The sequence below is a fragment of the Alcanivorax sp. VBW004 genome (assembly GCF_009718865.1).
Lineage (GTDB): Bacteria > Pseudomonadota > Gammaproteobacteria > Pseudomonadales > Alcanivoracaceae > Alcanivorax.
Genome location: NZ_WNHC01000001.1, coordinates 378,225 through 390,316 on the forward strand (window position 1 = coordinate 378,225; position 12,092 = coordinate 390,316).

The following is a 12,092-nucleotide window of genomic DNA, read 5'->3' on the forward strand; positions in this document are numbered from 1 at the left end:
GGCCATTGGTTAAAGGACATAACCTTAGAGGGTAAGAGACATGAAAAAAGTAATCCTGACAGGCCTCACCGCAGCCGTGATGAGCGCCACCGCAATGGCAAGTGAAGTGACTGGTTATACCGCACCGCAATCCGGCCAGGCCGCAACGGCGGCCGGTGTGGATGCCAATTTCCAGGCATTGATCACTGCGATCAACGACAACAACAGTCGTATTACCGCCCTTGAAGCAGCAAGCGGTGAGGTGGCAGACCTGAACGACATCGTTAGCGATGCTTCCTACAAGCTGTATTTTTCTGGCGGTATCATCGAGCTGGATGACGGTGGGGGTGCCAATCTGGAACGTTTCGGCGGCACTGCCGATCTGACGTTCAACAGTGATGGTTCGCTCAACGAAACGTTCAGTGAGCAGGGCCGGTTTATCAGTCTGGATGCCAATCAGTGTAGCGGCGAAGGTGAGAGTTTCAGCTGTGAGCACTATGTTGATACCTGGAATGATAACGAAACCGGTGGCGGTTCCTGGTCCGTAACCGGGCAGACGCTCAATGTTACCTGGAGCGACGGTGGCTCCGAAGCCTTCACGCTCTCTTCTGATGGCAAGATCATCACGTCTGGAGGAGGTGACCTGGATGAAGGCGACGGTACCTCCGGTTTGGAGACGTTCGTGGCAGTGGGTGTAAGGCTGGCCGACTAGGCTGCGAGGATTAAAACGAGTAGAAAACGAGAAACGCCCTGATTGGTCAGGGCGTTTTTCGTTGCAGGGATGCGGAAAGCAGGCGGCTAGTAGCGTGTTTCCGCCATCCCGGAAAACTGCTTGGCCAAATAGGTCGCGTAGTTGTCCGTCATGCCTGCCAGAAAATCCAGTGCCCGCATGATGCACTGATAAATTCTTTCCTGTTCCGGTAGTTGCTCCAGGTTTTCCGGAAAGCTGTGTCGGCCAATCAAATCGATAATGCGTTCATGCCGATAGTTTTTTGTGCTGTTGCAGGCATGGGATACGGCGGCTTCTATCAAACCATCCAGTAATGCGCCCATCACTTCAAAGGCACCAATTTCCAGTTCGATTTTTCGCGGATGTTCGAAGACTTTCGAGCGGGAAAGTTGTTTGGCATTTTCCACCACATCCCGCACCGCTGGTTCGCAGTGGCTGATCAGGTCGCCGTCCATGCGACCCTGCAGTAACCGCTCGTGATTGGCTACAAACGCTTCTACGCCTGCTTCGATAAATCGTTCGATAATCTTGCCGCGCAGCAGGGCGGCTTTGCGGCCATCGCGGATATCCGAATGAATCAGTTCGCGCACTTCCTCGCTGTCTGGCAGGGCCGGTTGCAGCAAGGCGTACACTTCATCCCAATGCAGAAGATCCATTTCCAGGCCATCTTCCAGATCAATGATGGCGTAGCAAAAGTCATCAGCGGCTTCCATCAAGTACGCCAGCGGGTGGCGGCAGAAATGCCCGGGTTTGTGTTCCAGCAGGCCGGTGGCGAGGGCCACTTCATGGAAGGCGTCGGTTTCCGATACAAAGGCGCTGTACTTGCCCGGTTTGCTGCTGGCGGCGCCGGCATCGGCGGACAACCAAGGGTATTTGAGGAAGGTGGCCAAGGTCGCATAGGTCAGGCGCATGCCGCCGTCGTACTGGTGATATTCGCTCTTGGTAATGATGCGAAAGCCCTGGGCGTTGCCTTCAAAAAAGGTCAGATCGCTTTGCTGGTGGGCGGGGAGCATATCCAGAAACCGTTGCCCCCGTTCCTGAAACCAGGCGCGAATGGCGCGCTCACCGGTGTGGCCAAAGGGCGGGTTGCCGATGTCGTGGGCCAGACAGGCGGACTGAACAATATCGCCGAAATCGGTGGCGCTGACGGTGTCGGGGAGCAGCTGGCGCTGTTGCAGGCGTTCTCCCACGCGAATACCGAGAGTGCGCCCCACGCAGGAAACTTCCAGCGAGTGGGTAAGGCGATTGTGCACGTGGTCATTGGTGGCCAGCGGATGGACCTGGGTCTTGCGGGCCAGCCGCCGGAAGGCGCCGGAAAAAATGATCTTGTCGTGGTCGCGCAGAAAGGCGGTACGACCACTTTCATCCTTGGCGCTGCGTCCGCCCAGGCGGGCCTTGTTCAGTAATTGATGCCAATCCATGAGGTTCCCCGCTACACGCTTGCACGCAACATGCTACACGCAGGCTATCCTTGCATGCGACGACTTTGTGCCACACCCTCTGTGCATATTGCATCTCTCGTTGCGAATTTTCGGAGGCATTTATGAATCTGGATAAACCGCTGCTGATATTGGTCACCAGTGCATCGCAAATGGGCCAGGGGCAACAGACCGGCCTGTGGCTGGAAGAATTTGCCGTGCCGTATTTGTTGTTCCGGGAAAACAATATTCCCGTGGTGGTGGCCAGCCCGAAAGGGGGCAAGATTCCGGTGGATCCCAATTCGGTGCCGGATGACAGCGAGAAAGAGGCCTGGGCCGATGCCATTGCCGCCTTGCAGGATACCCGGGAGTTGGAAGCGGTCTGGGAAGATGGCTACTGCGGTGTCTTTGTACCCGGTGGCCATGGCGCCATGTTCGATATGCCGGACAACCCTCTGGTGGCGGCCGTCATGGAGCGGACCTGGGCACAGGGCGGCCTGTTAGGGGCGGCGTGTCATGGCCCCGCCGCATTGGTGGGCTTGCGCAATGAAGAGCGCGCGCCACTGGTGCAGAACAAGACGCTGGCCTGCTTTACCAATAGCGAAGAGCGGGAAGTGGGGCTGGATGAGATCATGCCGTTTCTGTTGGCCTCCCGGCTTGAAGAGCTGGGTGCCCGTCTCGATCTGGCGGACGATTTCACCCCCCATGCGGTCACGGACGGCAAACTGGTCACCGGGCAGAACCCACAGTCCAGCCGTGTGGTGGCCGAGGCGGTGATCGCGCAGCTTTACAGCGAATAGCGCCTGCCGATAGACAATGTGCTCTCGCAGGCCGCCAGGGCATGCCGTATTGTTAGGCCTCCGCCTTGGTGGTGTGTGGTGAGTGGCGGTGGTGGTTGCCACTCCCGGCGGGCGCCGTATTATTCATTGTTTGGGTTTCATCGTCAGGAGAGAACATGGGGATCTATGATTACAGCGCTACCACCTTGAGTGGTGAAGAAAAATCCTTGTCCGAGTTTCAGGGCAAGGTGTTGCTGATCGTCAACACGGCCAGCAAATGCGGGTTTACCCCCCAGTACAAGGGACTGGAAAGTCTGTATGAAACCCTGCAGCCCAAGGGGCTGGAGATTCTTGGTTTCCCGTGTAACCAGTTCGGCAAGCAGGAGCCGGGCGCGGCGGATGAAATCGGTGCTTTCTGTGAAAAGAACTACGGTGTCAGCTTTACCATGTTCGACAAGGTAGACGTGAATGGCAGTGGCGCCCACCCGCTGTACGATTACCTCAAGAAAGCCGCGCCGGGCGTGATGGGCAGCAAGGGCATCAAGTGGAACTTTACCAAGTTCCTGGTGGGCAAGGATGGCAAAGTCGTGAAGCGCTACGCGCCCACGGACAAGCCGGAAGCCATCCGCAAGGATATTGAGAAGCTGCTGGCCTGAAGCCGGATGCCACCAGCGGGCAGTAAATCGTGCGGGTTTCCTGTAGGAGTTCCCTTCCAGGGGACGAACCGCGCGAAGCGCGAAATTCCTCTGAGGCCATAGCGACGGTTTTTTGGGTTGTCCAGAAGGCGATAGCCCTCGCTGTTGCTCGGTTCGTCCCCTGGAAGGGAACTCCTACAGTTTCTTCCATGGGCCGTGGGCAGGACTGCCCGACAGAGTGCCTTACCCGCTTTTGCGCTTTTCCAGCCTTTCAAAGATCACCATCCCGCTGAGCATGGCGGCGACGAAGACTATGCCCTTGAGATTGCCGCTACCCAGGGCAACCAGCGCCGGGCCCGGGCAGAAGCCGGCCAGCCCCCAACCCACACCAAAGCCCAGAGCACCCAGCACCAGACGCTTGTCCAGCCGGGTGTTGGTGGGTAGCTGAAAGCGTTCGCTGAACAGTGGCGCGGTGCGGTGACGTGCCAGATAGAAGCCGATGGCTGACACCGGAATGGCACCGCCCATCACCAGAGCCAGGGAGGGGTCCCAGTGACCGGCAATATCCAGAAAGGCCAGAACCTTGGCCGGGTTGGCCATGCCGGCCAGCAACAGGCCAATGCCAAATAGCAGGCCACTGAGGAAGGCGGTGAGTGTTGACCGGTTCACAGCGGCGCTCCCAGCAAGTGACGAACCACGTACACGGTGGCAAACCCGCTGGCCATGAATGCCAGTGTGGCAACCAGTGAGCGCGGGGACAGGCGGGAGACGCCGCAGACCCCGTGGCCGCTGGTGCACCCGGCTCCGTAGCGGGTGCTGATGCCCACCAGCAAACCGGCACCAATCAGCAGTGGCCAGTCCGCGTCGACGACCAGCGGTGGCAGGTCCGCCGCCAGACGCCAGAGTAGCGGAGCCAGCACCAGTCCCAGCACGAATGCCACTCGCCAATGGCGACCGTCCCCGCCGGGGCTCAGCAAGCCACCAAGAACGCCGCTAATGCCGGCAATGCGCCCGTTGGCGTGCAGGAAAAGCAGGGCAGACAGGCCAATCAAGGCGCCGCCAGCCAGGGACGTCCAGGGAGTGAAGGCTTCCCAATCGATATTCATGGCGTGTCGCCGCAGAAGCGTTGGTACAGCACGTTCAGCACGGCCAGGGCGTCCGGGTTGGCGACCTGATAGAACATCTGTTTGCCCTCCCGGCGGCTACTAACCAGCCCTTCGCGGCGCAGAATGCCCAGCTGTTGGGAGAGTGAGGGTTGGTAAACCCCGACGAGCGGCTCCAGTTCACTAACGCTGCGCTCGCCTTCCGCGAGGCGGCATAGCAACATCAGACGATCTGGGTGGGACAGGGCTTTGAGTAACTGGCTGGCCTGGGCGGCGTTGTCGCGCAGGGCGTCCGGGTCGATAGTGAGCATGGTGCATGGATCCAACAATATATATTTAAATAAAAAGTATATTTTTGTTGAGACAATCACAAGCACTTTCTTGAATTATGTTCATTTTATGTGATTTGCGTCAGCTGATTGGTGCGGTAAACGGCAATACTCCGTAATAGACCGCAAAGAAATGGCAGAGGCTGCCGCCCATGACGAAGAGGTGCCAGATGGCGTGGTTAAAGGGAATAAACCGGTCGGCCAGGTAAAAGATGACGCCTACGGTGTAGGTAATGCCGCCGGCCAGGATCAGCCAGAAGCCGGTGTCGTTGAGTTTGCTGGTCAGATCGTTGGAGGCCACCAGAATCAGCCAGCCCATGGCCAGGTAAATGCCCACCCGCATGAGCTTGAAGCGGTGACCATAGAGCGCTTTCAGGGCGATGCCGGTGAGGGCCAGGGCCCAGATTACGGCAAACAAAATCCAGCCGGTCTGGCCACGCAGGTTGACCAGTAGAAAGGGGGTGTAGGTGCCCGCGATCAAGCCGTAAATGGCGCAGTGGTCCAGCATTTTGAATACGGCGCGCCACTTCGGGCTACGCAGGCTGTGATAGAGCGCACTGGCGCTGTAAAGCAGAATCAGACTGGCGCCGAAAATGCTGAAACTGACGATTTTCCAGGGGTCCCCCAGCAGGCTGGCCGCCACCACCAGGATCACCGTGCCGGCAATACTCAACGCCGCGCCGATGCCATGGGTCAGGCCATTGAGCCATTCCTCCAGAATCGAATAGGGCGGTTCAGGATTAGGGGCTACGGCCATTGGCGGATCTGCTTTCGGTTGAGGGAAGAAGTTGCATCATGCCGAGACGCCGGCCTGAGTGTAAAGCGCCAAATCGGACAGAGGGGCATATTGAATTTCCCTATGTGCGCGATAACGCAAATACCTCGCCAGTCCAGGAACGTCTGTGACGGCGGCGCGTCTGATTGTAAAGAAACAAAAGTAGGAGGCTGGACGGGCGCTGCCATTGAAATGCCTTTTGCGGACCCAATGGTGTTAGGTAGTCCCGGCAAACAGCAGCCTGCTAGGCACTGCGGGCAAGGACAATACTGGAAAAGGAGACACTCCATGATTGAACACAACAAGCAGGTCGCGGAAGAGCTGAGCAAGTTACTGGCCGAGAGTTACACCCTTTATCTCAAGACCCACAAATACCATTGGAATGTAACCGGCCCCATGTTTCATAGCCTGCACCTGCTGTTCGAACAGCAGTACACCGAGCTGGCGGAGGCGGTAGACACCATTGCCGAGCGAATTCGCGCGCTGGGCTGGAAGGCGCCGGGCAGCTATGCGGAGTTTGCCAAGTTATCCACGGTGGAGGACGCCACGGGCGATCCGGATGCGTCCGGCATGATCAAGGAGCTGGCCGCGGACCACCGCACGGTGGCCGAGCGTGCCAATCGAGTATTGAAACTGGCAGGCGAGCATGAAGATGAAGGCTCTGGCGCGGTGGCCAGTGACCGCATCGAGATTCATGAAAAATCCGCCTGGATGTTGTCGGCCCATCTGGGCTGATCGCCCGCTGGGCACACATTCAGTGTTCTACTCGTTACCGGGGCCGACGTCAGTCGGCCCTTTTTGTGCTGCATCGCTTGTTGGCCCGGGTTTGCTCCCGAGCCGGTTCCCTGTCTGAGCCTGCCTGGCTCGCCGCTTGGCCCGATAGCGCCTGCGCGCCCATCGTCTGATAAGGTCAAAATCTCGCTGCGGGTGAAAAAGCTTCACCTGATACGCGCGTACTTGTGCGACAATTGGTACTAACAAGTACCGTTTTAGATCGGGGAGAGCACGATGCAACGTTTTTGGGTAACCCTGGGCCTGGCGCTGGCCCTGTGGGGCTGCAGTGATGAGCCACAGCAGGATGCTCCCATGCCGCAACCGGTAAAGCTGCAAGTCGTTAACGGCGGCGATGGCGCTTTACGTCACTACCCGGGCAAGGTGGTGGCTACCGAAGGGTCCGAGTTGGCGTTCCGGGTGTCCGGTCAGCTGGAGCGTTTCCCGGTGCGGGCGGGCGAGCAGGTGAAGAAAGGGCAGTTGCTGGCAGCGCTGGACCCATCGGATTTCAGCAACCAGCTGGCCGATCGGCAAGCCCAGTACGATCTGGCCGAAAGCCAGTATCAGCGTGGCATCAGCCTGCGTGATCGGGGCGTTATCTCTGAAGCTCAGTTCGATGAAATTGAAGCCAAACGTCGGCAGGCCCAGGCCGCCCTGAGCCTGGCTCGGGACAATGTGAAATACACGCGTTTGAAAGCCCCCTACGGCGGTACGGTAGCCCGCACCGAAGTCGAAAATTACCAATTCGTGCAGGCCAAGCAGCCCATTCTTTACCTGCAGGGCGACAAGAATATCGATATCGAGTTTGCCGTCTCCGAGCGTTTCTTTGCGAACCTGAAAAAGGATGGTGAGGATTATCAGCCGGAGCTGAGTTTTGAAGGTGCCCCGGACAAGGTGTTCAAGGCCAGCTACAAGGAGCATGAGGCCAGCGCTGACGATCGTACCCAGACCTACATCATTACCCTGACCATGCCCAACCCGGAAGGCATTCTGGTGCTGCCGGGAATGAGCGTGGATGTGGCTATTGATCTGAGCAAGATCATGCGTAAAGCCACCACCTGGCCCCAGGTGCCAGTGGAGGCAGTGTTCAATCCGGATGGCAAGGACAGTGCCCATGTTTGGCGGTTCAACCCGGAAGACAGCACGGTGTCGGCGGTGCCGGTCACCCTCGGGCAGGTGACTGGCAATGGTGTTGAAATCACCTCTGGGCTGGAAACCGGTGACAAGGTAGTCAGCGCCGGTGTACACCACCTCGAGGAAGGCCAGGAGGTTCGTGAACTGGTAAAAGAGCGGGGCCTGTAATCAATGAATATCGCTGAGTACAGCATCCGCCACAAAGTGGTGAGCTGGTTGTTCACCGTGATCCTGCTGGTCGGCGGGGTGATCAGTTTTACCCGCCTCGGGCAGCTGGAAGATCCGGAATTCACCCTCAAGATCGCCATGGTCATTACCAATTATGGCGGTGCTTCACCCCGGCAGGTGGAAGAAGAGGTGACCTTGCCGGTTGAGAAGGCCATCCAGACTTTGCCTTACGTGAAAAACGTCACGTCTATCTCCAGCAACGGGCTGTCCCAGATCCAGGTGGAGATCAAACCCAAATACAAGGCGCACGAGTTAAAACAGATCTGGGATGAGCTGCGTAACAAGATGACCGACCTGCAATCGCAGCTGCCGCCAGGGGCGGGCACGATTCAGGTGATTGATGACTTTGGTGATGTTTACGGCATCCTCATGGCTATTACCGGTGAGGGTTACAGCTATCAAGAGCTGCAGGATTACGCTGACTACCTGACCCGTGACCTGGTGTTGGTGGACGGGGTTGGCAAGGTGACGATTGGTGGCCAGCGCGAGGAGCAGGTGCTGGTGGAAATTTCCCGTGCCCGCCTGGCCTCGCTGGGGATCAGTCCGGACCGCATCTTTGGCTTGCTGCAAACCCAGAATACCGTGAACCCGGCGGGCAAGGTCCGGGTGGGAAATGAGTACATTCGCATTTACCCCACCGGGGAGTTCCCCTCTGTTCAGGCCATGGGCAACCTGCTGATTTCCGAGCCCGGTGCGAATGAACTGGTTTACCTGCGTGATGTGGCGTCCATTGAGCGGGGGTATGCCGAAGTTCCCAACCATCTTTATCGATTCAATGGCGGCCCGGCCCTGACCCTGGGTATTTCCTTTGCCTCCGGCATCAATGTGGTGGATGTGGGAGCGCGTGTGGATCAGCGCCTCAAGGAGCTGCAATACCAGCGCCCGGTGGGTATGGATCTGGCCACAATCTATAATCAGCCCCAGGAAGTGGATAAGTCAGTTAGTGCCTTCATGCTCAATCTGGGTGAAGCGGTGGCCATTGTGATTGCCGTGCTGCTGGTATTCATGGGCTTGCGTTCTGGGGTGCTGATGGGCGGCGTATTGCTGCTGACTATCCTGGGTACCTTCATTCTCATGAAGATGATGGCCATCGACCTGCAGCGGATTTCCCTGGGGGCGCTGATCATCGCGCTGGGGATGCTGGTGGATAACGCCATCGTGGTCACCGAAGGTATTTTGGTAGGCATGAAACGTGGTCTGTCCAAATTACAGGCGGCCAGTCTGGTGGTGAAACAGACGATCTGGCCGCTGCTGGGGGCCACGGTGATTGCCATCATGGCCTTTGCGCCCATCGGCTTGTCGGATGATTCCACCGGGGAATACACCAATAGCCTGTTCTGGGTGCTGTTGATCTCCCTGATGCTCAGCTGGATTACCGCGATCACCCTGGTGCCCTTCTTTGCCGAGCAGTTCTTCAGTGACAAGGACGTGGGTGGCGAAGGCGGTGAAGGGGAAGATCCCTACAAGGGGCGGGTGTTTGTGCTCTATCGCCGCCTGCTGGATCGCGCTATCCATCACCGGGTGTTAACCCTGTCAGGCATGTTTGTGCTGTTGGTGGTGGCGGTGGTGGGCTTTGGCTTCGTCAAACAGGCCTTCTTTCCTCCTTCCAATACGCCTATGTATCTGGTGGATTACTGGTTGCCCCAGGGCAGTGATATCCGCGCCACCCGTGAGTCGGTGAGTGAGCTGGAAGCGTCGCTGCTGGAGATGGACAGTGTGACCCAGGTGACCAGCACCATTGGTCAGGGGGCTGCGCGCTTCATGCTGCCTTATGCGCCAGAGAAGAGTTATCCCAGCTATGCTCAGCTGATTGTTCAGGTGAAGGACCGGGAGAGTATTAATCCGGCCCTGGCGGCAACCCGTGACTTGATTCGTGAGGAACACCTGCAAGCCTTTGCCAAAGTGAAGCGCTTGATGATCGGGCCGAGCCCGGCGGCTTCCATTGAAGCGCGCTTCAGCGGACCGGACCCGAAGATATTGCGCGATCTGGGGCTCAAGGCCCAGGCCATCATGGCTGATGACGGAGCGCTGGAAAGTATTCGCCACGATTGGCGCCAGCAGGAAAAGGTGATCCGGCCGCAGTTTCTTGAAGCCCAGGCCCGCCGTGCCGGGATTAGCCGCGAGGATCTGGATAATACCCTGGCGCTCAACTTCAGTGGCCGTACCGTGGGGTTGTACCGCGACGGCAGTAAGCTGCTGCCCATCGTGGCGCGGCCACCGGATGATGAGCGGCTCAGCGCCAATAACCTGAATGATGTGCAGGTGTGGTCGCCGGTGTATTCCACCTATATCCCCATCAGCCAGGTGGTCGGTGATTTTGACACCGAGTGGGAAGACGCCTTGATCATGCGCCGCGACCGCAAGCGCACGCTTACTGTGCAGGCAGAGCCGGATGTATTGGGTGAGGAAACCGCCGATCATGTTCTGCGGCGGATCCGCCCGGAGATTGAGTCGCTTGAGCTGCCACCGGGTTATTCCCTCACCTGGGGCGGTGAGTACGAGGCCTCCCGGGATGCTCAGGAAGCTGTATTTGGCAGCCTGCCCATGGGCTACTTGTTCATGTTCATCATCACCATGTTGCTATTCGATTCCTTGCGTCAGCCGTTGGTGATCTGGGCCACGGTGCCGCTGGCCATCATCGGGGTGACCATGGGGCTGCTGTTACTGAATGCGCCGTTTGGTTTCATGGCGCTGCTGGGCTTCCTCAGCCTGTCCGGCATGCTGGTAAAAAATGGCATTGTGCTGGTGGAACAGATCAAGCTGGAAATGGAAAGCCGGGAGCCATTCGACGCGGTGGTGCTGGCATCCATTTCACGGGTGAGGCCGGTGTGTATGGCAGCGATTACCACCATCCTTGGCATGGTGCCGCTGCTATTCGATGCGTTCTTCGAATCCATGGCGGTAGTGATTATGTTTGGCCTGGGCTTTGCCACCGTGCTGACCTTGATCGTGATTCCGGTGCTCTACACCCTCGTCTATGGCATCAAGCCCGGTAAGGACCAGCATGTCTGAATAGCGTGGCTATGCCTCACGCAGCACGTCCCCTCGTGGCGTGCTGCATGGGGCGTGATGCGTGTTGCGTCTCCGGAGGTGCCAGCCTCCCTCCTCTCTGCCACAATGTGCGCGCCTGACATTATTGACCATCCCACAATTGATGATCCCAAGGAGTGCCGATGTTGCTGGCCATTGCCGCCGTGATTGGCGGGCTGATACTGCTGGTATGGAGTGCGGACAAGTTTGTTGAAGGGGCGGCGGGCACCGCCGCCCACGCTGGCATGCCGCCGTTGCTGATCGGCATGCTGATTGTCGGCTTTGGCACCTCGGCACCGGAGATGGTGGTGTCGGCGCTGGCGGCGCTGGAAGGCAACCCGTCACTGGCGCTGGGGAATGCCTACGGTTCCAACATTTCCAACATCGCCCTGATTCTCGGGGTGGTAGCGGTGATGAGCCCGATACTGGTGAACTCCGCCATCCTCAAGAAAGAGCTGCCCATTCTCACGCTGGTCACCTTGCTGGCGGGTTACCAGCTTATCGATGGGCACATTTCCCGCATGGACGCCTGGATATTGATTGGCGTGCTGGCGGTGCTGATGGGTTGGTCTATCTATGCCGCCATGACTGGCAAGGGGGACGTGCTGGCCGGGGAAGTAGAAACCGACCTGGCAGAGCATCCGCTGCCGCTGAAACAATCCCTGTTCTGGCTGGTGGTGGGCCTGATCCTGCTGGTGGTCAGTTCCCGGGCGCTGGTCTGGGGGGCGGTGCTGATTGCCCAGTCTCTGGGAGTCAGTGACCTGATCATCGGCCTCACCATTGTTGCCATCGGCACCTCCCTGCCGGAGCTGGCTTCCAGCATTGCGGCGGTGCGCAAGGGGGAACACGATATTGCCTTTGGTAACGTGCTAGGCTCGAATTTGTTTAACACCCTGGCGGTGGTGGGTATCGCTGGCGCTATCAAGCCCATGTCGGTGGATGCGGGGGTCCTGCAGCGTGACTGGTCCCTGATGATGGGGCTGACGCTGGTGTTGTTCGTCATGGGTTTTGGCCTGTGGGGGCGCAAAGGGCAAATTACCCGGAACAACGGCATCGCCTTGCTGGTGGTTTATGTGGCGTACATGGCCTATCTGGGGTCGACTATGCTGACGGGGGGCTGATCCCCGCCGGCGTAAGCAGTGGCCGACACTGATGCTAATAGCATGACACCTAATGACGAA

12 protein-coding genes are annotated in these 12,092 nt (G+C 58.3%); 7 read left to right on the plus strand and 5 right to left on the minus strand.

Annotation, left to right across the window (positions count from 1 at the left end; translation table 11 throughout):
• Window positions 1-40 precede the first annotated feature (40 nt).
• The gene (locus F1529_RS01780; RefSeq protein ID WP_155131580.1) at window positions 41-691 is read left to right on the plus strand and encodes a hypothetical protein; all 651 of its coding nucleotides are present in this window, start codon (window positions 41-43) and stop codon (window positions 689-691) included.
• A gap of 86 nt (window positions 692-777) precedes the next feature.
• Here the strand turns inward: F1529_RS01780 and F1529_RS01785 are convergent, their stop codons facing one another.
• The gene (locus F1529_RS01785; protein ID WP_155131583.1) at window positions 778-2,130 is read right to left on the minus strand and encodes a deoxyguanosinetriphosphate triphosphohydrolase; all 1,353 of its coding nucleotides are present in this window, start codon (window positions 2,128-2,130) and stop codon (window positions 778-780) included.
• 122 nt (window positions 2,131-2,252) lie between these two features.
• Between F1529_RS01785 and F1529_RS01790 the strand changes: the two genes are divergently transcribed.
• Window positions 2,253-2,927 carry a type 1 glutamine amidotransferase domain-containing protein gene (locus F1529_RS01790; RefSeq protein WP_155131586.1) on the plus strand — a complete coding sequence of 225 codons (675 nt, stop codon included), beginning with the start codon at window positions 2,253-2,255 and terminating at the stop codon, window positions 2,925-2,927.
• Window positions 2,928-3,082: 155 nt separating this feature from the next.
• On the plus strand, window positions 3,083-3,562 hold the full coding sequence (locus tag F1529_RS01795) for a glutathione peroxidase (RefSeq protein ID WP_155131589.1): 480 nt from the start codon (window positions 3,083-3,085) through the stop codon (window positions 3,560-3,562).
• Between the two features lie 222 nt (window positions 3,563-3,784).
• Here F1529_RS01795 and F1529_RS01800 read toward each other — a convergent pair whose 3' ends face one another.
• From F1529_RS01800 to F1529_RS01815, 4 genes are all read right to left on the minus strand, one after another.
• Window positions 3,785-4,210, minus strand: a complete 426-nt coding sequence (locus F1529_RS01800) for a YeeE/YedE family protein (protein ID WP_290493555.1) — start codon at window positions 4,208-4,210, stop codon at window positions 3,785-3,787.
• A complete protein-coding gene (locus F1529_RS01805) occupies window positions 4,207-4,647 on the minus strand; it encodes a YeeE/YedE family protein (RefSeq protein ID WP_155131592.1) in 441 nt (146 codons plus the stop codon). Before F1529_RS01805 ends, F1529_RS01800 begins: the two co-directional genes overlap by 4 nt.
• Window positions 4,644-4,955 (minus strand): metalloregulator ArsR/SmtB family transcription factor, encoded by a 312-nt coding sequence (locus F1529_RS01810; RefSeq protein WP_155131595.1) that lies wholly within the window; start codon window positions 4,953-4,955, stop codon window positions 4,644-4,646. The genes F1529_RS01805 and F1529_RS01810 overlap by 4 nt, the downstream gene beginning before the upstream one ends.
• Window positions 4,956-5,055: 100 nt before the next feature.
• Window positions 5,056-5,730: a hemolysin III family protein gene (locus tag F1529_RS01815; RefSeq protein ID WP_155131598.1), complete on the minus strand. Its 675-nt coding sequence runs from the start codon at window positions 5,728-5,730 to the stop codon at window positions 5,056-5,058.
• 306 nt (window positions 5,731-6,036) lie between these two features.
• On the opposite strand from F1529_RS01815, the gene F1529_RS01820 reads away from it, so the two are divergent.
• The 4 genes from F1529_RS01820 to F1529_RS01835 all read left to right on the plus strand — a co-directional run bounded on the left by F1529_RS01820 (window position 6,037) and on the right by F1529_RS01835 (window position 12,032).
• Window positions 6,037-6,483 (plus strand): Dps family protein, encoded by a 447-nt coding sequence (locus F1529_RS01820; RefSeq protein ID WP_007149511.1) that lies wholly within the window; start codon window positions 6,037-6,039, stop codon window positions 6,481-6,483.
• 273 nt (window positions 6,484-6,756) lie between these two features.
• Window positions 6,757-7,821, plus strand: a complete 1,065-nt coding sequence (locus F1529_RS01825; RefSeq protein ID WP_155131601.1) for an efflux RND transporter periplasmic adaptor subunit — start codon at window positions 6,757-6,759, stop codon at window positions 7,819-7,821.
• 3 nt (window positions 7,822-7,824) lie between these two features.
• Complete coding sequence (locus F1529_RS01830; RefSeq protein ID WP_155131604.1) at window positions 7,825-10,893, plus strand: efflux RND transporter permease subunit; 3,069 nt, start codon at window positions 7,825-7,827, stop codon at window positions 10,891-10,893.
• 161 nt (window positions 10,894-11,054) lie between these two features.
• Window positions 11,055-12,032, plus strand: coding sequence for a calcium/sodium antiporter (locus F1529_RS01835; protein WP_155131607.1), 978 nt, complete (start codon window positions 11,055-11,057; stop codon window positions 12,030-12,032).
• Window positions 12,033-12,092 lie beyond the last annotated feature (60 nt).